The organism is Streptomyces aureoversilis (assembly GCF_042657885.1).
Lineage (GTDB): Bacteria > Actinomycetota > Actinomycetes > Streptomycetales > Streptomycetaceae > Streptomyces > Streptomyces aureoversilis.
This window is the reverse complement of sequence record NZ_JBHSKJ010000017.1, coordinates 48,768-70,059: the sequence shown is the minus strand read 5'-3', so window position 1 is coordinate 70,059 and position 21,292 is coordinate 48,768. Positions and strand designations below refer to the sequence as shown.

18 protein-coding genes are annotated in these 21,292 nt (G+C 73.1%); 11 read left to right on the top strand and 7 right to left on the bottom strand.

Annotation, left to right across the window (positions count from 1 at the left end):
- The first annotated feature begins 71 nt into the window (after positions 1 to 71).
- The 5 genes from ACFPP6_RS26640 to ACFPP6_RS26620 all read left to right on the top strand — a co-directional run bounded on the left by ACFPP6_RS26640 (position 72) and on the right by ACFPP6_RS26620 (position 6,737).
- Complete coding sequence (locus tag ACFPP6_RS26640; protein ID WP_382047282.1) at positions 72 to 1,019, top strand: AraC family transcriptional regulator; 948 nt, start codon at positions 72 to 74, stop codon at positions 1,017 to 1,019.
- 38 nt (positions 1,020 to 1,057) lie between these two features.
- Positions 1,058 to 2,308: a threonine synthase gene (locus ACFPP6_RS26635; protein WP_382047279.1), complete on the top strand. Its 1,251-nt coding sequence runs from the start codon at positions 1,058 to 1,060 to the stop codon at positions 2,306 to 2,308.
- A 217-nt stretch (positions 2,309 to 2,525) separates the two neighbouring features.
- A complete protein-coding gene (locus ACFPP6_RS26630) occupies positions 2,526 to 3,722 on the top strand; it encodes a cytochrome P450 (RefSeq protein ID WP_382047276.1) in 1,197 nt (398 codons plus the stop codon).
- A gap of 78 nt (positions 3,723 to 3,800) precedes the next feature.
- Positions 3,801 to 5,189 (top strand): erythromycin esterase family protein, encoded by a 1,389-nt coding sequence (locus tag ACFPP6_RS26625; RefSeq protein WP_382047273.1) that lies wholly within the window; start codon positions 3,801 to 3,803, stop codon positions 5,187 to 5,189.
- Positions 5,190 to 5,459: 270 nt separating this feature from the next.
- Positions 5,460 to 6,737 carry an aminotransferase-like domain-containing protein gene (locus tag ACFPP6_RS26620; protein ID WP_382047270.1) on the top strand — a complete coding sequence of 426 codons (1,278 nt, stop codon included), beginning with the start codon at positions 5,460 to 5,462 and terminating at the stop codon, positions 6,735 to 6,737.
- On the opposite strand, the gene ACFPP6_RS26615 is transcribed toward ACFPP6_RS26620, so the two are convergent.
- The 4 genes from ACFPP6_RS26615 to ACFPP6_RS26600 all read right to left on the bottom strand — a co-directional run bounded on the left by ACFPP6_RS26615 (position 6,679) and on the right by ACFPP6_RS26600 (position 11,058).
- Positions 6,679 to 8,298 carry an MFS transporter gene (locus tag ACFPP6_RS26615; protein ID WP_382047267.1) on the bottom strand — a complete coding sequence of 540 codons (1,620 nt, stop codon included), beginning with the start codon at positions 8,296 to 8,298 and terminating at the stop codon, positions 6,679 to 6,681. The two genes, ACFPP6_RS26620 and ACFPP6_RS26615, sit on opposite strands and share 59 nt — an antisense overlap.
- A 3-nt stretch (positions 8,299 to 8,301) precedes the next feature.
- Positions 8,302 to 9,069, bottom strand: a complete 768-nt coding sequence (locus ACFPP6_RS26610) for an SDR family NAD(P)-dependent oxidoreductase (protein WP_382047264.1) — start codon at positions 9,067 to 9,069, stop codon at positions 8,302 to 8,304.
- A gap of 139 nt (positions 9,070 to 9,208) precedes the next feature.
- On the bottom strand, positions 9,209 to 10,066 hold the full coding sequence (locus ACFPP6_RS26605) for a helix-turn-helix transcriptional regulator (protein WP_382047261.1): 858 nt from the start codon (positions 10,064 to 10,066) through the stop codon (positions 9,209 to 9,211).
- Positions 10,067 to 10,128: 62 nt separating this feature from the next.
- Positions 10,129 to 11,058: a zinc-binding dehydrogenase gene (locus ACFPP6_RS26600; RefSeq protein ID WP_382047258.1), complete on the bottom strand. Its 930-nt coding sequence runs from the start codon at positions 11,056 to 11,058 to the stop codon at positions 10,129 to 10,131.
- Between the two features lie 124 nt (positions 11,059 to 11,182).
- On the opposite strand from ACFPP6_RS26600, the gene ACFPP6_RS26595 reads away from it, so the two are divergent.
- Both ACFPP6_RS26595 and ACFPP6_RS26590 read left to right on the top strand, forming a co-directional pair.
- Positions 11,183 to 11,914 carry a TetR/AcrR family transcriptional regulator gene (locus ACFPP6_RS26595; RefSeq protein WP_382047255.1) on the top strand — a complete coding sequence of 244 codons (732 nt, stop codon included), beginning with the start codon at positions 11,183 to 11,185 and terminating at the stop codon, positions 11,912 to 11,914.
- A gap of 133 nt (positions 11,915 to 12,047) precedes the next feature.
- Positions 12,048 to 12,614: an EF-hand domain-containing protein gene (locus ACFPP6_RS26590; RefSeq protein ID WP_382047252.1), complete on the top strand. Its 567-nt coding sequence runs from the start codon at positions 12,048 to 12,050 to the stop codon at positions 12,612 to 12,614.
- Positions 12,615 to 12,713: 99 nt separating this feature from the next.
- Here the strand turns inward: ACFPP6_RS26590 and ACFPP6_RS26585 are convergent, their stop codons facing one another.
- Complete coding sequence (locus ACFPP6_RS26585; RefSeq protein WP_382047250.1) at positions 12,714 to 13,979, bottom strand: APC family permease; 1,266 nt, start codon at positions 13,977 to 13,979, stop codon at positions 12,714 to 12,716.
- Positions 13,980 to 14,103: 124 nt separating this feature from the next.
- On the opposite strand from ACFPP6_RS26585, the gene ACFPP6_RS26580 reads away from it, so the two are divergent.
- Together ACFPP6_RS26580 and ACFPP6_RS26575 are read left to right on the top strand one after the other, a co-directional pair.
- Positions 14,104 to 15,057 (top strand): hypothetical protein, encoded by a 954-nt coding sequence (locus ACFPP6_RS26580; protein ID WP_382047247.1) that lies wholly within the window; start codon positions 14,104 to 14,106, stop codon positions 15,055 to 15,057.
- Between the two features lie 138 nt (positions 15,058 to 15,195).
- Complete coding sequence (locus ACFPP6_RS26575; protein WP_382047245.1) at positions 15,196 to 17,619, top strand: Orn/Lys/Arg family decarboxylase; 2,424 nt, start codon at positions 15,196 to 15,198, stop codon at positions 17,617 to 17,619.
- A 115-nt stretch (positions 17,620 to 17,734) separates the two neighbouring features.
- Here the strand turns inward: ACFPP6_RS26575 and ACFPP6_RS26570 are convergent, their stop codons facing one another.
- The gene (locus ACFPP6_RS26570) at positions 17,735 to 18,121 is read right to left on the bottom strand and encodes an HAD family hydrolase (RefSeq protein WP_382047242.1); all 387 of its coding nucleotides are present in this window, start codon (positions 18,119 to 18,121) and stop codon (positions 17,735 to 17,737) included.
- A 23-nt stretch (positions 18,122 to 18,144) separates the two neighbouring features.
- Between ACFPP6_RS26570 and ACFPP6_RS26565 the strand changes: the two genes are divergently transcribed.
- Positions 18,145 to 18,450, top strand: a complete 306-nt coding sequence (locus tag ACFPP6_RS26565; protein WP_382047240.1) for a hypothetical protein — start codon at positions 18,145 to 18,147, stop codon at positions 18,448 to 18,450.
- On the opposite strand, the gene ACFPP6_RS26560 is transcribed toward ACFPP6_RS26565, so the two are convergent.
- Positions 18,435 to 18,932 carry a macro domain-containing protein gene (locus ACFPP6_RS26560; RefSeq protein ID WP_382047237.1) on the bottom strand — a complete coding sequence of 166 codons (498 nt, stop codon included), beginning with the start codon at positions 18,930 to 18,932 and terminating at the stop codon, positions 18,435 to 18,437. The genes ACFPP6_RS26565 and ACFPP6_RS26560 overlap by 16 nt on opposite strands.
- Before the next feature lie 154 nt (positions 18,933 to 19,086).
- Between ACFPP6_RS26560 and ACFPP6_RS26555 the strand changes: the two genes are divergently transcribed.
- A complete protein-coding gene (locus ACFPP6_RS26555) occupies positions 19,087 to 20,958 on the top strand; it encodes a hypothetical protein (RefSeq protein WP_382047235.1) in 1,872 nt (623 codons plus the stop codon).
- The last annotated feature ends 334 nt before the right edge of the window (positions 20,959 to 21,292 follow it).

The following is a 21,292-nucleotide window of genomic DNA, read 5'->3' as shown; positions in this document are numbered from 1 at the left end:
AATGATTATTCTGCTCACCTGAATACGTCAGCGTCTCAAGCCTGATGCCCACCGGCGATACCCTGACAGCCATGGACGTGGTCAGCGACGCACTCTCCGCCGTACGCCTCGGACGCCCCTTCTCCGACCGGGTGCGGGCGAGCGGGAGCTGGTGCGTGCGCATGGCGCCGTACGACGGGGCCGGATTCCACGTCGTCCTGGAGGGCACCTGCCGGCTGCTGGCCGACGGAGGCTCCCCGATCTCCCTCGGCGCGGGTGACGCGGTGCTGCTCCCGCACGGTACGGGCCACGTGCTCGCCGATTCCGCGCTCGATGCGGCAGCCGTGCAGAACGCGGTGCCGTTCGACCGGTGGCGCGACGAGCCCGGCGCGCGAGACGGCACCGGTCGCGGCGACGGCAGCGGCAACGGCGACCTCGACCGCGACGTGGAGATGCTGTGCGGCAAGTACCGGCTCGACCGCAGCCGCGTGCACCCGCTGATGGCGGAACTGCCGAAGGTCGTCCACCTGCCGAACCGCGTGGGCAGGCACCCCGAACTCCGCGCCGCCATCGGCCTGCTGGGCGGCGAGCTGGACGTACTGCGGCCCGGTTCGCACACGGCTCTGCCGAGCCTGCTCGACCTCCTCCTCGTCTACATGATCCGCTCCTGGATGGCCGAGAGCACGGCCGGAGCCTGGCCCGGTGCGCTGAGCGACGACGTGACGGCCGCCGCCCTGCGCGCGCTCCACGCGGACCCGGCCGCGCCCTGGACCAACGAGCGCCTGGCCGCCGCGGCGGGCGTCTCCCGGCCCACCCTGGCCCGCCGGTTCACGGCCATGGTGGGCCGCCCGCCGATGGCGTACCTGACGTGGTGGCGCCTGACCTTCGCCGCCACCCTGCTCCGCGACACCCCGGACACCCTCGCCGCCATCGCCCGCCGCGTCGGCTACGGCAGCCCGTACGCCCTCTCACACGCCTTCAACAGGGAGTTCGGGACGACGCCGGGCCGGTACCGGGCACGGCTGCAGGGTGGTCATTGAGCGCCCGGTTCCAGAGCCCCGGTTCTAGACTCCCGGCCATGACCACGTCGATGACTGCAGGAGACTCGCTAGCCACCAGCCAACGGTCCCTGGGCGATCCGGAGGTCCGCCACCCGCTGTGGCCGCCGCTGGTCGCGGGGTGCCCCACCACGAGCACCGACACGATCGCCCACCCGCTCGAAGTGGACTACGCGTACGACAAGGCGAGTCCGGCGCTGTTCACCGGTGCCGGCTCCCACACCGGTGCGGGCCGCGCCGCCGGTCACGACCGGTGGGCCCCGCTACTGCCCCCGCTGCCGGCCCCCGGCCTCGGGGAAGGCGGCACCCCGCTGATCGACATCGGGGACGGCATCTTCATCAAGGACGAATCCCGCAACCCCACATGGAGCCACAAGGACCGGCTCAACCGCGTCACCGCCAGCGCCGCCGTCGGCGTCGGGGCGAGCGGCATCGTCGTCGCCTCCTCCGGAAATCACGGCGCGTCCGCCGCCGCGTACGCGGCGCGTGCCGGGCTGCGCTGCGTCGTGCTCGCGTCCGCGGACATGCCGCCCGCGGTCGCCTCCTTCCTGAACGCCTACGGGGCGGTGGTCCTGCCCGTGCCCGCTGCCGACCGCTGGCCGCTGATGCGGCTCATCACCGACCGCACGGGCCTGCACCCGGTCAGCAACCTCGCGGTGACCCACACCGGTCACCCCTTCGGTGCCGAGGGCTACAAGACCGTCGCGTACGAGATCTTCGCCGATCTCGGCGTCCCCTCGGCGGTGTTCGTGCCCACCGGCTACGGAGAACTGCTCTTCGGCGTCTGGAAGGGGTTCACGGAACTGCACCGGCTCGGCCTGGCGGAGAGCGTCCCGCGCATCCACGCCTGCGAGCCCGCCCTCGGCGGCCCGCTCCACGCCGCCCTGCGCCAAGGGGTCCCGGCCACCCGGGTCGACGTCGGCGAGTCGGACGCGTACGGCATCGACTGCGCGGTCGGCAGCATCCGGGGCGTGCTGGCCGTGCGCGGGAGCGGCGGCAGTGCGCTGCTGGTCAGCGACGAGCAGATGCGGGCCGCCCAGGCGGAGCTGGCCGGCCACGGCCTGTGGGCGGAACTCTCGGCCGCCGCGGGGCTGGCCGGCCTGCGCAGTGCGGGCCAGGGGGTGGAGCGGGAGGGGCCGGTCGTCTGCATCTCCACGTCCAGCGGCTTCAAGGACCGCGGCGTGGGTGCGTCGCCGGAACTCGCCGCTCCCGTCGACCCCTCCTGGGACGAGGTGTCCCGGCGGCTGCGCGCCGCGGGAATCCGTGACTGACGAGGTTCGAAGAAGTCCGGGTCGGATCCGGGTCGTAAGCGCGGTGAGAAACAGGGCAGGGGAAAGAGAAAGGGAAAGAGCGAAGCAGGCGCGGCGACGCACGCTGCGCACAACGGTGGCCACGGCCGACCGAAAAAGAGATACGTGCGCGTCACTCCTGCCGGATGTGTAGGGCGAGGGAATCCGCGGGCACCCATGACAGAGAGGAGGATGTGAAATGGAGTGTCCACGGCTGTACGACGTCACCGATCTACCGGCACTGGAATTCGACCCCTTTCTCTGGGAATCGCTGAAAGACGCCCCGGTCTCCCGGATCCGGCTACCGCACGGCGAAGGCGACTGCTGGCTCGTGACCCGGCACGCCGACGTGCGGTTCGTCACCTCGGACCGGCGGTTCAGCCGGGACATCGTCGGGCGTTCCGTCCCGAAGATGACCAAGCACTTCATCCCGCTCGACAGGGCCGTCAGCTTCGTGGACCCGCCCGATCACGCACGCGTGCGCGCGGTCGTGGCCCCCGCCTTCACCCAGCGCCGCATGGACCTGCTGCGCCCTCGCGCCCAGGCCGTCCTCGACCGCCTGGTCGACGGGCTGCTCGAAGCCGGTCCGCCCGCCGACGTCGTTCGCCACGTCACCTCACCGTTTCCCCTGGAGGTGATCAGCGAGCTGCTCGGCATCCCGGCGGCCGACCGCACGCGCGTGCGCGACTGGGCCCAGATCCTGCTGTCGAGGGCGTCGGACCACGCGGCGGCCGAGCGCGCGAAGCAGGTCCAGCAAGCGGCCAGGGCGTATTTCCGCGAACTGGCCGCCCTGCGCCGGGCCGAGCCCCGGAACGATCTGATGAGCGCGATGGTGGCCGCCGTCGACGAAGGCCGCATCGACGAAGAGGAGCTCCTCGCGCTGGCCACCCTCATGGGGCTCAACGGCTGGCACGCGGTCCGCAACAACGCCTCCAACATGGTGTACGCGCTGCTCACCGAGAAGGGGCTGATGGACAGGCTGCAGTCCGAACCCGCACTGGTGCCGCAGGCGGTGGAGGAGTTGCTGCGCTGGATCCCGCACAAGCACGGGGTCGGGCAGCCGCGGATCGCCACCGAGGACGTCGAAGTGGGCGGCGTCCTGATCCGTCAGGGGGATTTCGTCTACGTCTCCTACGTCGCGGCCAACTGGGACGAGCAGGTCTACCCCGATCCCGGTCGCATCGACGTGGACCGCCAGGGCCCGCCGCACGTCGCCTTCGGGCACGGACCGCACTTCTGCGTGGGCCCCATGCTCGCCCGCATGGAGTCGGAGCTGTTGCTGGCCACCCTGGCCCGCCGGCTGCCCACCATGCGGCTGGCCACGCCGCGGACACAGGTGCGGTGGCAGACCGAGGTGCTGATCCGGGGGCCGGTGGACCTGCCGGTCACGTGGTGAGCGGGCGCCTCGGGGGATGACCCCGGGCACCTCCATGGCTCCAGAAGGTCCCTGCGGCCCCCTGGATAACATCCCTGCATGACACACGCATCATTGCGCCGTTCCATAGTGCCGGCAGCGGCCCTGTCCCTCGCCCTCGCCGCACTCCTGGGCCCGGCCGCCGCCGGCGCGGCCGCGGCCGCTGCCCCCGCCGGGCAGGCCGCCGTTCGCCCCACCGCCTCGGACCGCGACGTGGTCGCCGGCCTGGAGCGGTACGCCCACCCGCTGCGCACCGCCGAGCCCGGCGGGCCGGCGGGCGACCTGGCCGCGTTCGCCTCGATGACCCGCGGTGCGTCCATCGTCGGCTTCGGCGAGGCCTCGCACGGCTCGAAGGAAGTGTTCACGGTGAAGGACCGGCTGTTCAGGCAGCTGGTCCGGCGCGAAGGCTTCTCCGCCTACGCCATGGAGATCAGCTGGTCGGCGGCCACCCGGCTGAACACGTACCTCCTCACCGGCAAGGGCGACGTCCGGCAGATCATGCGTGAGGAGTTCCAGGACGGGTACTCCCTGCTCGACACCGAGGAACTCGCCCAGCTGTTCAGCTGGATGCGGGAGTACAACCGCACCGGCTCGCACAAGATCCGGGTCGTGGGCATGGACTTCTCCGACGCCGACCCGGAGCAGTACGAGCGCATCCTGACCTGGGCGGAGGGCAACGAGCCCGCCCTCGCGCCCGAACTCCGCCGCCACTACGCCGCACTGCGCGCCCTGCCCACCGGCGTGGCCGCGCGCATGGCCGCGTACAACGCCCTGCCGCTCGCCGAACGGAAGACGATCGCCAAGGACGCGGAGGCCGCGTACCAGCTGCTGTCCAAAGCCGGGAAGCAGGACCCCTGGGTGCTGCAGGAGGCCCGGATCCTCTCGCACATGGCCACGGAGTACACCGTGGACTGGAGCGACCCGGCCCAGGCGAAGGCCGCCAGCCGCCACCGCGACCGGACCATGGCGGAGACCGCCGTGTGGTGGCAGCGGCAGACCGGCGAGCGGATCGTGGTCTCGGCCCACAACGGGCACGTCTCCTACGAGTCCGCGGTGCCCGAGTACTACCCGGTCACGATGGGCGCGGACCTGCGCGAGCTCGCGGGCCGCGACTACCTCGCCGTCGGCACCTCCTTCTACGGCGGCGACTACCGCGCCAAGACGGCGACGGGCGGGTCGGGAACCTACAGCGTCGGCCCGGCCGCGCCCGGCAGCAACGAGTACACCCTCGACCAGGTGCGCCACCGCGACTTCTACGTCGACCTGCGCGAGGCCGGCCGCAACCCGGCCGTCAAGAGCTGGCTGAACACCGAGCGCCCCACGTTCGTCGTTCCCGGGCGGTACCCCAACGACCCGACTCCGCCGCTCGCTCTCGGACGCGCCTTCGACGTCGTGGTGCACCTGCACCACGTACGGGCGTCCGTGGCGGTGCCGCCGCAGTCGAAGTAACGACCGGCTGCCACTGCCGCTGCCACGGCTTCGCCTTCTTCCTTCCGTCACCCGGGCGGGTGACGGAAGGAGGATGTCACCCGCCCGCCTCACTACCCTCGGGTCCGTTCCGAGGTCACGGTGCGGTGAGGGAGACGGCCGATGCAGTCGCAGTCCGATGAACCATCAGATTCACCTGATTCACCTGGTTCGCTTGGTTCGCTCGGCTCACCCGGGAAACGTCCCGCGCTCGACCCCTGGCGGAGCCGCTACGCCGCCCGCACGGACGGAATGATCGCCTCCGAAGTACGGGCCCTGTTCGCCGTGGCGGCCCGCCCGGAGGTGGTCTCCCTGGCAGGCGGGATGCCGAACGTCGCGGCGCTGCCGCTGGAGACCGTCAGCGCCGTGATGGCCGACCTCGTCCTGCAGCAGGGGACGGTCGCCCTCCAGTACGGCTCCGCGCAAGGCGTCGGGTCGTTACGCGAGAGCATCTGCGACGTCATGGCCCTCGAAGGCATCACCGCCGCGCCGGACGACGTGGTCGTCACCAGCGGCTCGCAGCAGGCCCTGGACCTGGTCGCCAGGATCTTCCTCGACCCGGGCGACACCGTGGTCACCGAGGCCCCCACCTACGTGACGGCGATCAACACCTTCGCCGCGTACCAGGCCCGTATCGCCCACGTCCCGATGGACGGTGACGGAGTCGTCCCCGAGGCCCTGGCCGACGCCTTCGCCCGCCTGCACGCCCAAGGACGCACCCCCAAACTCTTCTACACCGTGCCGACGTTCCAGAATCCCGCCGGAGTGACCCTCTCGGCCGCGCGGCGGCACCAGGTCCTCGAAGTCTGCCGCCGCGCCGGGGTGCTGATCCTGGAGGACAACCCGTACGGGCTGCTGCGCTACGACGGCGAGCCGGTGCGCGCCCTGCGCGCCGACGCGGCCCGCGGCCACGACGTGGTCTACCTCGGTTCGTTCTCCAAGACCTTCGCCGCGGGGCTGCGCGTCGGCTGGGCCCTCGCGCCCGCCGCCGTCCGGGACAAGCTGGTCCTGGCGGCCGAGTCCGCGATCCTGTCCCAGTCCCCGTTCACCCAGCTCGCCGTCGACCGCTACCTGCGCACCCAGCCCTGGCCGGACCAGATCAAGGTCTTCCGGGAGATGTACCGCGAACGCCGCGACGCCATGCTCGACGCGCTCACCGCGTACATGCCCCCGGGCGTGACCTGGACGACCCCGGCGGGAGGCTTCTTCGTCTGGGCCACCCTCCCCGACGGGCTGGACGCCAAGGCCATGCTGCCCCGGGCGACCGGCGCCCGCGTCGCCTACGTACCCGGCGCCGGCTTCTTCGCCGACGGCAGCGGCCGGGCGAACATGCGCCTGTCGTTCTGCTACCCGCCACCGGAGCGCATCCGCGAAGGGGTCCGGCGGCTGGGCGACGTCATCTCCGATGAGATGGCGCTCCGGGACGCGGGCCGGGCGGGCGTCCCGACTGCGAGGAGCCCCCTGCAAACCCCTATGGGGTCGATGCGGGATCGGGGCGCCCGGAGCGCTCGTGGCGTTCGGCGAGCATGACGTAGATCGCCACGGACAGGAGCGCGCAGATCACGGCGCTCGCCAGCAGCACGGTCCGCCATGCGTCGGTGAGTGCGTGGGCGAGGAATGCGGAGAACCGTGGCTGCAGTTCGCTCGGCAGGGTTGCCGCGGGACCGGTCGCGTCGCCCGCGTTCAGGCTGTTGGCCAGGGTCCCGGAGTCCCCGTGGTAGCCGGGGAAGCGCTGGAGCCCGTCCCTCAGCCGGTGCTCCGCCAGATTGACCAGCGCCGACCCGGCCGCCGCGATGGCGACGGCCTCACTGCCCAGCCGGAGGGTGTTGAGGAATCCGGCCGCCGCTCCGGTGGACTCCGGTGCCACGACGGTCAGTACCGCGCCGTCGACCAGGCCGAAGTTGAGACCCAGGCCGACTCCGAGCACGATCAGCGGACCGGCCAGCTCCGCCGGGCCGACGCCCGGCCGGAGGACGGTGGCGAGCCAGGCCACGCCTCCCGTCAGGCACGCCGGGCTGAGGGCGAACACGGAGCGGGTGGACAGGCCCCGCTTGATCAGCTTTCCGGCCAGGACCGGGGTGACCAGGATCGGCAGCGTCATCAGCAGCATCGTGGTGCCGGCCGCCCGGCTGCTCGATCCGTTCGCGACCAGCAGGTAGTTGGGCAGGAGCGGCAGCAGGATCACGTACGCGAACGTCACCACCACGGGGATCAGGCACAGCGCCATGAGACGGGCGTTGCGCAGCAGCCGCAGGTCGAACATCGGATGCGGCCGGCGCCGCTCCACCAGGCCGAAGACCACCATCAGCAGCACCGCCCCCGCGAGCAGGCCCAGGACGCCGGGACTGCCCCAGCCCCACTGCGGGCCCTCGACCGTGCCGAGCATGAGGAGGAAGAGACTGCTGACGAACGTCACGGTTCCCGGCCAGTCCACCCCGGCCGCCGCCGCGCCGCGCGATTCCCGCAGGTACGGTACGGCGAGCAGGACCAGCAGCATCAGCAGCGCGTGCACGCCGTAGAAGGAGCGCCACCCCAGGGTGTCCGCCAGCACCCCCGCGGCCATGGCCCCCAGGGCGAGTCCGCCGCCCGTGGCGACGCCGACGGCGGTGAACACCCGGGTGCGTGCCGGCCCCGCGAAGGTCGTGGCCAGGATGGAGCTGCCGCTGGTCAGGAGTGCGGCGGCGCCGATGCCAGCCGCGCCGCGTGCGAGATCGAGCAGGTGCACGTCGGTCGCCAGGGCACTCGCCGCGGAGGCCGCCGTGAACAGTGCGGCGCCCGCCGTGAACATGCGACGGCGTCCTATCAGGTCGGCCAGCGAGCCGCCGGCCAGCAGGAAGCTGGCGAAGGTCAGGTTGTAGCCGTGCACCACCCACTGCAGGGCGTCCAGCGACGCATGCGTGTCGCGCCCGATGTGCGGGAGCAGGACTCCCGCCCCGGTGACCGCGGTCGGCAGGATCAGCAACGTCAGCAGTACGGCCGCCAACGCGATGCCGGCACCGCTGCCGGATCCGGGACCGGGGCCGCGGCCGGTGCCGGGCCTCGCCTCCCGTGCGCGCCCGGCCTTGGGAGGCGAGAGCGTCTCGTGCCCCACGCGTCACCCCTGGACCGCTGCGGGCACGGAACCGACGAGGCCGCCGTCGATGACGAGGTCCTGGCCGGTGATGTACGCGGCGTCGTCCGAAGCGAGGAATGCCACGGCCGCCGCGACGTCGCCGGGGTGACCGAGGGAGCCCAGGGGCACCTCCGCGGCGTTGCGGGCCTCGGCGTCGGGTGCGGGGTTCGCCTCCCGGTACATCTCGGTGTCGATGTAGCCGGGACTGACGGAGTTGACCCTGATGCCGCGGGGGGCGAGATCCGCGCCCAGCGTACGGGCGAGGTTGTGGACGGCTGCCTTGCTGGCGGAGTAGACGGACGCCACGGACAGCCCGCGGTACAGGGTCCAGGAGGCGTTGATGACGACGGCACCGCCGTCCCGCATCAGGGGCAGCGCCTTGTGGACGGTGAAGAAGACGCCCTTGAAATTGACGTCGACGACGTGGTCGAAGTCGGCCTCGGTGATCTCGGCGCCCGGCTTGAACACCCCGACGCCCGCGTTGGCGAAGACCGCGTCGAGGTGGCCGCGCCAGGTCTCCGTCCGCCGCACGAGGTGATCGAGGTCGGCCAGCGAGGCCACGTCCGCGCGGACGGCGAGGATACGCTCCGGGCCGGCGCCCAGCCGGGCGACGGCGGCGTCGAGGCGCGCCTGGTCGCGCCCGGTGATGACGACGTACGCGCCCTCGTCCAGGAGCCGTTGTGCGGTGGCGAAGCCCATGCCGCTGGTGCCGCCCGTGATCAGGACCGTCTTGTTGGTGAATCGCTTCATGCCGACGATCTTCGAGCGGGCCGGTCCCGGCCGGAAGGGTCGGCTGAGCCTGGGTCCGACACCACCACCCTGAGGCCTCGCCGGATGGCCTCCGGCGTCGTGAAGGCGCGGGCGGCGGGCGCTCGGCGACGTCGGGAGCTCAGCCTGCCAGCGGCTCCGGCGTGGACAGCAGGGCCTCCAGCCGTGAGCCGGTGTCCGTGTCCGGAGCGGGGGTGTACAGCAGCAGCCGATGGCCGGGCAGGTCGGACAGCGGCAGCGTGGTGTACTCGAAGGCCATCTGCCCCGCCTCCGGGAGGTCGAGCACCTTGATGCCGTGGGCAGCGCTGCCGACGGGGTGTTCCGCCCAGACGGCGGCGAACGCGGGGCTCGCGGCGCACATGTCGGCGGCGAGCCGGCCGAACTCGGGATCGTCCGGGTAGCGGGCGGCGTCCGCCCGGAACTGGCCGACGATCGCCCGTGCCCGGTCCTCCCAGCGGTGCAGCGCCGTACGGTGGCGGGCGCTGGTGAAGAAGCTCACGAGACAGTTGTGGTCAACCTCGTCGTAGCCGAACACCACGCGGGCGGCGCGGTTGACCACGACCAGGTTCCAGTGCCGGTCGATGACGTAGGCGGGCCTCGGCAGCCAGCCGTCGATCACGCGCCGGAGCCCGGAGGGGACCTCCCGGTCGGACGCGGGCGCCTGTGGCGGGTTGAGGCCGGCCAGCAGGTACAGGTGTTCCCGCTCGGCGGCGTCGAAGCGCAGCACGCGCGCGATGGCGTCCAGCACGTCGGCCGACACGTTGATCTCGCGCCCCTGCTCCAGCCACGTGTACCAGGACACCCCGACCCCGGCGAGCACCGCCACTTCCTCGCGACGCAGGCCGGGGGTGCGGCGCCCGCCGCCGGACGGCATTCCCACGTCCTCGGGAGTCAGCCGGGACCGGCGCGAGCGCAGGAATTCACGTATCTCGGCGCTGCGCCGCTGCCGCGCCTCTGCGGGGAGCCGGGAGATGTCCATCCGGCGATCTTAGGCACCGTCACCACCCGGGCCCGGGCCCGGCCTCGGACGGGGCGGAGGGGTCAGGAGAGGTCTACGACCGCCTTGCCGTGCAGGCGGCGTCCGAGGAGCAGGCCGACGGCGTCGGCGGCCGCGCTCCACGGGCCGCGCCAGGCGATCTGCGGATCGAGTTCTCCGGCGGCGACGAGTTCGGCCAGGAGGGTCAGGTCGGGGCCGAGTCCCGTGCAGCGCAGCAGGAAGAAGCTGGTCAGCGAGCGGTCGTGCCCGGTGGGGGCGCCGGAGAAGGCGCCGGGCGGGAAGGTGTCGGGGTCTTGGGCGGCGCGGCCCACCGAGACGAGGGTGCCGTGTTCGGCGAGGCGGGCGTAGCCCTCGACCAGGTGTCGTCCGCCGACCATGTCGATGACTCCGTGCACGGGTTCGGCGAGGGCTTCAGGGCCGGTCACGATCTCGTGTGCGCCGAGGGCGCGCAGGCTGTCGCCGTGGGTGCGGGGGTCGCCGGTGGAGGCGATGACGTGCGCTCCGCCGCGGCGGGCGAGCTGGACCGCGTACCGGCCGACTCCCCCGGTGGCGCCGGTGATCAGGACGCGCTTGCCGAGGATCGGTCCGAGGCGCTGCAGCGCGCGCAGGGCGCTGGCGCCGGCGACGGGGACGGTGCTGACGGTGCCGAGGTCGGTGCCGGCGGGGACGGTGCCGATGAGATCGGAGTCGACCGCGCGCAGTTCCGCCCAGGCGCCGTCGGGGGCGAGCGTGACCACGGGGGTGCCGGCGGCGGGGCCGGAGCCGTCGGCCGCGGCGCGTTCCACGACACCGGCGGCGTCCCAGCCGAGTACGGCTCCGGCGGGGGCCTCCGCCAGGGCGTGCCGGACCTCGCCGAAGTTGAGCGAGGTCGCGGCGACGCGGACGAGTGCCTGGTGCGGGGCGGGTTGGGGGTCCGGTGCCTCGCCCAGGCGCAGGCGGCCGGGGGCGGCGGGATCGACGAGGAGTGCGCGCATGGAGGGTCAGCCCTTTCGAGATCGGCTTCGGGATCGGCTTCGGGATCGACTGCGCCGAGGAGATTGTGCCACTCAGTGGCATTAACCTACAGGTGGCATTAGCGCCCCCGCTACACTGGCCGTGATGGCAACGACCGACGCACCTGACGCTCCCGGCGTACCTGCGGGCGTACCCGCGGCCGCGCCTGCGCCCGCAGAGCGCCTCCCGCTGCGCGAGCGCAAGAAACTGCGCACCCGTCAGGCGCTGATCGACACCGCCCTGGAGCTGTTCACGGAACGGGGCTTCGACGGGGCGACGCTGGACGAGCTGTGCGACGCGGTCGAGGTCTCCAAGCGCACGTTCTTCCGTAACTTCGCCAGCAAGGAAGACGTGGCGATGGCGCCGACCCAGGACCTGTGGGCGGCGTTCCTCGACGACCTGGAGACCCGCGGACCGGGCGGACCGGGAGGACCCGGCGGCGGCGAAACGGTCCTGGCGATGCTGCAGGCATCGGTGTTCGCGGCGCTGGAGCGGATGAGCGACGAGGGATGGACGCGACGCGTCCGCCTCAGCCGCCGCCTGGCCGCCGAGACGCCGTCCATGGACGCCCACGGCCTGCACTTCTGCGACCGCACGGCCCGCAGCGCGGCCGAGACCCTCCGGCGCCGGCTCCGCATCGAAGACCCCCGCGACGACCTGCGCCTGCGCCTGGCCCTCGACTTCCTCGTCGCCGCCTGTCACTACGCGGTGGACACCTGGGTGTCCCTCCCGGGCGATCCGGGCCGAGACGCCCTCGCCGCCGAACTCGCCACCGCCTTCGCCGCGATTCCGGGAGCCTTGACGCTCAAGGCGGCGCCGGCGGATTCCGCGCACTGACCGCACCGCGGTTGAGCCGGACGGCTGACGTGCCGTCCACGTCGTTGGTCCGGGGTTTGAGCGGGGCACGGTTCTCCAGCGAGGGCACCTTGACGGTGCCTCTCGCACGCACACACCCAAGGTGACGGCCGCGATGGCTGAGGAGGACACGGTCATGGTGGACGAGCGGCTGGTGGCCAAGTACGACCACCGTTTCGGCATCTACGACACCGACCGCGACGGTTTCATCGGTGAAACCGACTTCACGGCGCGCGTGGAACGGCTCCTCGAAGGGCTCGGCCTGAGCGCCGGCTCCCCGAAGGCCGCGGCCGGATACGCCGCCTCCCGCAGCTGCTGGCAGCAGATCGCGGACCGGGCCGGCATCGCTCACCACAAGCCCCTGGACCGGCAGGGATTCGTGGCCGCCTTGTCGTCGGCCGGCGCCGACGGGACGATCATGCGCATCTTCGAACCCGTGATCGCCGCCCATGTCAACCTCGTGGACACGGACGACGACGGTGTCGTGGACCGGTCGGAATTCGTCCGGGCGCAAGCCGTGGAAGGCATCCCTGCCGACCGGGCCGAGGAGGCCTTCCACCGGATCGACTCGGACGGCGACGGAAGCATCACGCTCGCCGAGTGGCTCGCCGCCGTCAGCACGTTCCACACCGACCCGGAGCCGGACAGCCCCGGAGACCGGGTCGTCGGCTACCGCCCCTAGGAGTCGCTCGGCTTCGTGAAGGCGCGGGCACTGCGGGGAGTTCGCCGACTCCGCCGTCCGGAAACCCGTTCGGGTCGAGCGACGGGTCACCGCCTGCTGTCAGGCGCGGGAAAGGAACTTGCGAAGGCCGTAGACGGCCGCCCCCGTCGCGAGGACCGCGGCTCCGGCTGCGACCGACGTCACGGGCAGGGCGAACGCCAGGGCCGCGCAGCCGGTCAGACCGATGACCGGGACCGGCCTCGGCGGGCGGCCCTCCTCCGGGGTGAGGGTCCACGCTGCGGCGTTGGCGACGGCGTAGTACGCCAGGACGGCGAAGGAGGAGAAGCCGATCGCGCCCCGCACGTCCACCGTTGCGGCGAGCACTGCGACGACCGCCCCGACGGCGAGTTCGGCGCGGTGCGGGACGGCGAAGCGGGGGTGGACGGCGGCCAGGGCGTGGGGCAGGTGGCGGTCGCGGGCCATGGCGAGGGTGGTACGGGAGACGCCCAGGATCAGGGCGAGCAGGGAGCCGAGGGCGGCGACGGCCGCACCGGCGCGCACGACGGGCACCAGGGCGGGGGCGCCGGACAGGCGCGCGGCCTCCGCCAGCGGCGCGGTGGCCTCGGCGAGCCGGTCGGGGCCGAGGACGGACAGCGCCGCGGCGGCGACGGCCGCGTACGCCACGAGGGCGATGCCCAGGGCGAGCGGGATGGCACGGGGGATGGTGCGGGCGGGGTCGCGCACCTCCTCGCCGAGGGTCGCGATGCGGGCGTACCCGGCGAACGCGAAGAACAGCAGCCCGGCCGCCTGCAGCACCCCGCCCACGCCGGTGTCCGCGGCGATGTGCAGACGGCCGGCTTCTGCCGTTCCGCCGGTCAGGCAGGCGGTGACCACCGCCGCCAGGACCGCCAGGACGACGGCGACGATCGCCCGGGTCAGCCGGGCGGACTTCTGCACTCCTGCGTAGTTCACCGCCGTCAGCACCACGACGGCCGCCACCGCGACCGCGTGGGCCCGGCCGGGCCACGCGTATGTCCCGACGGTCAGGGCCATGGCAGCGCAGGAGGCGGTCTTGCCCGCGACGAAGCCCCAGCCTGCCAGGTGGCCCCAGAACTCGCCGAGGCGCTCGCGGCCGTAGACGTAGGTTCCGCCCGAGGCCGGGTAGCGGGCGGCCAGCCGTGCCGAGGAGGTGGCGTTGCAGTACGCCACCAGTGCGGCCAGGGCCAGGGCGGGCAGCAGGGCGGATCCCGCGGCGCCGGCCGCCGGCCCGAGCGCGGCGAAGATCCCCGCCCCGAGCATCGCCCCCAGGCCGATGACGACGGCGTCGAAGACGCCCAGCCGCCGCTTCAAACCGCCTGTGTTCGCCGGATCCACCGCCGCATTCATCGTTCACCCCTCCACGGAGCCCCGGCGGGCCCCACGAGCCATCCACGTCGTTCTGAGTACGCGTACTCAGGTGCTCCGAGGAACGTTTGCGCACGATCGTCCTATGGATCAAGCAGGCAGATGGTTGACGCGGCGGACACGGTGGGCGCCCGTCGGATTGCTCCTCGGCACGGCGTGGCTCGCCGGGGCGCTCGTGGTGCCCTGGGCGTGGCAGGTCGGCGTCGTGTGGGCGTGGGCGGGCGGCCTGCCCGGCGCGGTGGGGGCGCTCGTGGCCGGGAGCGCGGTGATGGTGGCGCTGCTGTTCGCGGCCGGGCTGCCGGTCCGGGACATGAGGCCGGGCCCCGCCGCCCCGCCCGTGCGCCGCACGACCGCCGGGCAAGTCGGGTGGGCGGTCGCGGTGTTCCTGGGAGGGAGCGCCGGAGTTGCGCTCGGATACCTCGTCCGGCGCTCCGGTGACATCGGCCTGGGCGGTGATTCGACGCTCTTCCTGTGGTGCGGCGTGCCGTACGCCCTGTGCGCGGCCCTGTCCGTGCCCGCCCGGGCCGTACGCGCCGCTGCAGGAGCGGTGACCGCCTGCGCCGCGGTCTTCCTGGTGTGGTCCGGGTACCAGGCGGACCGGAGCAAGGAGCTGGCTTCCCTGCTGGAGGGTTCGCCACTCCGGCGGGAGCAACTTCTGCTGCCCGAGGCCCCTGACGGCTACGAGATCGATGCGGGCAACGGCAGCATCTCGGCCGGGGGGTTCCGCCTCGGCTACCGCCATACGGGCTCCGGCTCCGGCAAGGACCGGATGCGGCAGCCGTTCCAGTACGAGGTGAGGCCCGGCAGCGTCTCCCCCTGCGACGACCGCACCCTGCCCGGCCCCGCCACCTGCAAGGACCTTGGCGGAGGCTTCACTTCCGTAACCCGGACGCTGGGCGACGGGAGCTCCGCCGGCGGGATGGCGCTGCAGCGCGACGGGGTCACCCTCACCGTCACCGTGTACGAACCGGTGGCCGCTTCGGAACTGCGCCGCATGCTGGAGCGGGCGCATCCGGCCAAAGACGGCGAGATCCTGCGCGCCCTGCGCTTCGAGCCGTAAGCACCCGGGGCTCACCGCCGGTGTCGCCCTTTCCCTCATCGGGGTGGTTTCGGCCCGGTCGCGGCGCCGCTGCCCGTGTTCCTGCGATTGCCTCTCGAAGACCGCAGCGGACATCGCAGCAGAGCAGCAGGGGGCGGCATGGCAGACGGGACGATTCTGTTCGCAGTACGGGAGAACTCCGGGGACGGGGGCACCGGAGCCGAGCAACTGCGCCGGATCCACAAGGAGTTGGAGGCGGCCGGTTACGAGGTGCGCTGGGCCTCCACGAGCGACGGCGCCCGGGCGGTGCTGCGCACCGAGGCCGGGCTGGCCGCCGCCGTCGTCGACTGGGGGCTTCCCGGAGCGGACGGGAAGGACGCCAAGGAGGGCGGGAAGCAGGCCGGCGCGGAAGACGGCAAGGAGGACGGCGCGGAGGACGGCGAGCCGGGCGGCTCCGGTGTGCTGCGCCAGGTGGGCCGCCGCTTCCAGAACCTGCCGGTCTTCCTGATCACGGCCGGCGAGGACCTCGACCACCTGCCCCTGTGGGTGGCGGAGACCGTCGTCGGCTACATCTGGCCGCTGGAGGACACCGCCCCCTTCATCGCCGGACGGATCGCACGGGCCGCCCGCGGCTACCAGGAAGACCTGCTGCCGCCGTTCTTCAAGGCGCTGCGCGAATTCGACGACACGCACGAGTACTCCTGGCACACCCCGGCCCACTCCGGCGGCGTCGCGTTCCTCAAGTCCCCCGTCGGCCGGGCCTTCTACGACCACTTCGGGGAACGGCTGCTGCGCAGCGACCTGTCGATCTCGGTCGGGGAGCTCGGGTCGCTCTTCGAGCACACCGGCCCCGTCGGGGCGGCGGAGCGCAACGCCGCCCGTATCTTCGGCGCCGACCGCACCTACTTCGTCCTGCACGGCGACTCGACGTGCGACCGCATGGTCGGCCACTTCAGCGTCACGCGCGACGAGATCGCGCTGGTGGACCGCAACTGCCACAAGTCGGTCCTGCACGGCCTGGTCCTGTCGGGCGCGCGACCGGTCTACCTGGTGCCCACGCGCAACGGATACGGGCTGGCGGGCCCGCTGCCGCCCGCCGAGATCCAGGCGCAGTCGGTCGCCTCCCGGATCGCCCGCAACCCGCTGACCCCGGGGGCGGTCTCCCCCGACGCCCAGTACGCCGTCCTCACCAACTCCACGTACGACGGCCTGTGTTACGACGCACTGCAGGTCGCCCGGGCCCTCGCGCCGAGCACGCCCCGGCTCCACTTCGACGAAGCCTGGTTCGCCTACGCCCGGTTCCACCCCCTCTACGCGGGGCGCTACGGCATGGCGGTGGGCCCCGGCACCTTCCCCGAGCCCGAACGGCCCACCGTCTTCTCCACCCAGTCCACGCACAAACTCCTGGCCGCGCTGTCGCAGTCGGCGATGGTGCACGTCAAGCCCGCGCCGCGGGCGCCGGTGGAGCACGAGCGCTTCAACGAAGCGTTCATGATGCACGGCACCACCTCGCCGCTGTACCCGATGATCGCCTCCCTGGACGTGGCCGCCGCGATGATGGACGGGCCGCAGGGCCGCTGGCTCATCGACGAGGCGGTGGCCGAGGCCGTCCGCTTCCGCCAGACGGTCGTCCGCATCGGCCGCCGCATCGCGGCCGCCGGCGACCGGCCCGGCTGGTTCTTCGGCGTCTGGCAGCCCGAGACGGTGACCGACCCCGCCACCGGCGAGCAGGTGCCCTTCGCCGACGCCCCCGCCGAACTGCTGCGCACCGAGCCGTCCTGCTGGCAGCTGGAGCCCGGCGCCGACTGGCACGGCTTCCCCGGCCTGACCGAGGGCTACTGCCTCCTCGACCCCGTCAAGGTCACCCTCACCTGCCCCGGCATCGACGCCTCGGGGCGGATGTCCGACTGGGGCATCCCGGCCCGCGTCCTCACCGCCTACCTGGCCACCCGGAACATCGTGGTGGAGAAGACCGACAGCTACACCACGCTCATCCTGTTCTCCATGGGGATCACCAAGGGCAAGTGGGGCACGCTCATGGACGCCCTGATGGACTTCAAGACGCTCTACGACGAGGACGCGCCGCTGGAGCGCGTCCTGCCGGAGCTGGTCGAGGCGCACCCGCAGCGCTACACCGGAGGGACCCTGCGCGGGCTGTGCCAGGAGATGCACGACCACCTGCGCGAGACGGACCTGGTCGAACTGCTCGACACCGCCTTCCAGGACCTGCCCGAGCCCGTCACCCCGCCCCAGCACTGCTACCAGCGCCTCATCCGCGGCGGCACCGAACGGGTGCGGCTGGCCGAGGCGGCGGGCCGGGTGGCCGCCGCCATGGTGACCGTCACCCCGCCCGGCATCCCCGTCCTCATGCCCGGCGAGAACACCGGCACGCAGGACGGCCCGCTGCTGCACTACCTCAAGGCCCTGGAGTCCTTCGACCGGCGCTTCCCCGGCTTCCACAGCGAGGCGCACGGCGTCACGCTCGACCCGGACGGCGGCGACTACCTCATCGAATGCGTACGCCGCATCCCGGCCCAGCAGACCGGGCCGGAGGCGGCTTCCGCGCAGGTCACCGACGCGTGAACGGCCTGACGTCGATCACCGGCATGCCCGCCGCGTGCGCCGCGGCGATGCCCTCGTCGCTGTCCTCGTAGACCAGGCAGCGCGAGGGGTACCACCGTCATCGGGAGGCGGTGCTTCACCGCCTCCACCACGGCCAGGACGGCCGCGTGCGGGCGTACGGTGTGCGCCTGCTCGAGGAACAGCGCGTCCTGTGCCGCGAGGACTTCCTCGAGGGGGCGGCCCAGCTCAGTCCGCGCTCGTCGAGCAGCGTGCGGATCATCTCGGCCGAGGACAGGCCGGTACGGGCGTCGAACCAGTCCTGTGCGAGGTCGACGCCCTCCTGCCGCAGGGCGGCGGCCATGGCGCGGTAGGCGCCTTCGGGCGACAGCCCCCGCACCGGCGGCAGGAACGTCGTCGCCCCGACGAAGCCCGCGCCCCAGTGCGCCGCCGCGGCCGGGCACATGAGGGCGCCCCGCGCGCGGGCAGGGTGGATCTCGGCGATGTGAAGGATGGCGTCCCGCACCGTGCGTGCCGTACGGTCGCCGGGTGAACGCCGCGACCGCCGAAGGGCTGCTCCACCTCATCGCCGCCGAGCCCACGCTGCTCGCGAGCGCGCCCGCCGACCCGGACGAGTCGGACCTCCACCTCCGCGTACGCGAAGGCCGGCACCTGTGCCTCGGCTGCGGGCAGCCCGCCCGCTGCGCCGTCGTCGTCAACTCCGGTGCGCACGGGCCGCGTTGGCTGGACCTCTGCTCCCCCTGCTGGCAGACCGTGCGCACGGCCAACGTCCTGTTCGGCGAGGTGGAGGGCGCCGGAGGGCCTGCGGGCGCGGACGGTCAGGCCGGGTCGTAGACGGTGACCGGCACCCCGCGGCCGGTCAGCCTCCGCGTGACGAGCGGCTCGACGACCTCCCACCGGCCCCCGGCCAGGCCGCAGCCGATCCGGGGCATGTGCACCGACGCCCCGAGGGCGAGGGCCCTGTCCCCGAGTGAGGCCAGGGCGGCATCGATCGCTTCGTAACGCACCGGGACGCCGACGCCGGCCGCGCGCTCCGCGGCGGTACGCATGCCGTGCTGCCCCACCATGTTGGCCACCCACAGACCCGGCTCGACCTCGACGTACTGCACGGCCCCGAGGGCGAAGTCATTGCCCTGCCGGTCCCTGTACCACCGGCGGAAGGCGGTCTCGGGAGCGCTCCACCGCCGGGACAGGGCCAGGACGAAGCCCCTCCCCCAACCACCCGAGTCGTTGCAGACGTGAGCGATGATGCGCGGGCGGCCGGAGCCTCGGGGGGCCGTCGCGTCCCCCTGCTCGTAAACGATCTCGGTAGCCATGCCGCGCACCCTACGACCGAGGACTGACATTCCCTCCGTGGCGGCTCGCCGCCCGGGCCTGCCACCCGGTCCCGTGAAAAACCCCTGGCGGGAGGCCCTGCGGGGCTGGCAGGATCCTCCGTATGACCTACGGAATCGAGTCCCACCCCGCCTGGTGAGCCCGCAGGAAGAGCGCGACGCGCTCACCCCTCGGACCTCCCTGTACGCCTACGCCCTGCGCCTGCGGGACGCAGAGCCCGACGGCCGCCCTCCCCGGCGCGGCTACCGCCTGCCGGAGCCTGATCCCGATCCGGCCCCGGACCCGACTTCGCCCGCAGCAGCACCGGCTGCGGCCCGGCAGTCCGGCCACCTCGACGGGGCCGAAGCCCGAGCCGCCGCGACGGACGCCGTCGCCCCGCTGCTGAGCGACCCCGACACCCTCCGGGCCGCCGGCGAAGTGCACCACCGCCTCGGCGAACTGGGCGCACGGGTCGCCCACGTCCGGGATGCCCTCGCCCGGCTGCCGCTGGAGGACGAAGCGGCAGCCCGCGCCCTCGGACGGCGCCTGGTCCGTACGGGCACGAGCGCACCGGCCGTGAGCGTCGGAATCGGCCTCCTGGCGCGCCTCGGCGAACCGGAGGACATCCCCTGCCTCACGGTCCTCGGCCTGTTCCGGACCTTCACCCGCCCGGTCGTCGCGGCCCTCACCGCCATCGACTGCCCGACCGGCGCCCTCGTGTGGCTGAGCCGCTGCACCGAGGGCCGGGAGCTGCGCCGCCTGGTCGACGCCCTGCTCGCCCGCGACGACCGGGCGGCCCGCGACGGGCTGCTCGCCGTCCCCCTCGACCCCCGTGCCGTGGGGTCCGAAACCGCCCGCAGAATCGCGGAGACCGTCATGCTCGACGACATCATCAGCAACGATCCGGTCGACGCCCCCACCCTGGCCCAGGCAGGACGCCTGCTGGTCAGGATGGCGCGGGCGGACGACTACACGTACGAGATCCTCGCCTACGACGGGGCTGTCGCCGCGTACGAGGCCTTCGTGAGCCGCGCCTCCCGGCTGCCTCCAGGTCTCGACCACTACGCGATCCTGCTCTCCGTCGCCCTCGACCTGCACAGCGGGCCCGGCGTTCTCCTCGGCTGGCGGCCCGGACAGCGCGAAGTGCTCCTGGAGACCCTGGAGTCCGTACTGACCGCACCTGCGTGGGCCGCCGTACCCACCGATCCCGGCCTCACCGACCCCGCCGAGCGCCGCCGGGTCCACTGGATACGCCGCGCCGCACGACAGCCCTTCACCCGCCCGGCGGCTGCGGGCCGGCTCCGCGTCGAGGTCGTCGTCCGCGACCCGGCGGTCCCGGAAACCGTCGAGACACGGCTTCTGATCGACGGCCGCCCCCTGGTGCCCGAGGTCTTCGGCCGGGGCCCCGCCCACTCCCCCGAGTACCTGCTCGACACCGGCCGCCTGCGGGCCACGGCCGAGCCCCGTGAAGTGCGGCTCGCCGAGGCGTACTGCACCGAGGGCTGCTGCGGCGCGCTCCACGTCACCATCTGCCGCGACGGGGACCGGGTGGTGTGGCGCGACTGGCGCCGTCCGAGCACCCTGCCGAGCCGGCAGCCCGCGCCCGAGCTCCCCGAGTACCGCTTCGACGCGGCCGCCTACGACGCCGAGATCGCGCGTGCGGAGACCGACCGCTCCTGGGCCTGGCCGGCCCGGAACGCCGCGCGGCTCATCGCCGCGGGACTACGCGCCCGACCCGGCGTCCTCGCCCGGTGGGACGCCCGCCTGGACTGGGCCGGCACCGACTTCGGCGAGCCCGACACGATCGCCGTGTCGTTCACGTTCCGGCCGGGGAGCGCCGCCGGGCACCAGGACGAGGACGGCCATTGCCTGCAGTTCATCTGGGAACTCCAGGACGACGGCACACCGCCGGAGCAGCAGGCCGCCGCGGCGCTGCACCGTCTGTCGACGGAGGACCCGAAGGGCTACGCGGAGGTCAGGGGCGGCAGCCGGGAGTCCGCCGAGGCGCTCGGCTACCCGTGGCCCTGACGGCCGCCCGGCCGGGTTCGCAGGCCGGATAGGGCCTGTGGACGGGCGGCGCGGATCCGGGCGAGCATGCAGTCCGGGGAACGCGTCCGGTGGCCCCGGCGGGAGAGGAGACGCACGTGCACCGCACCCAGCGCAGGGAAGAGGCGCAACCGGCCGAGCCCTCCGCCGCCGTACATGGGCCACCGGCCCCGGTCCCGGCCGTGGCCGCCCGTCTCACCACCCTCCAGCAGACGCTGGGGAACCGTGCGACAGCGGCCGTGGTCGGCGCGCAGGGCGGCGAGCCTGCGTCGGCCTGTACACCGAGGAAGGTGGTCGTCGGGGTGCCGTACCGGAC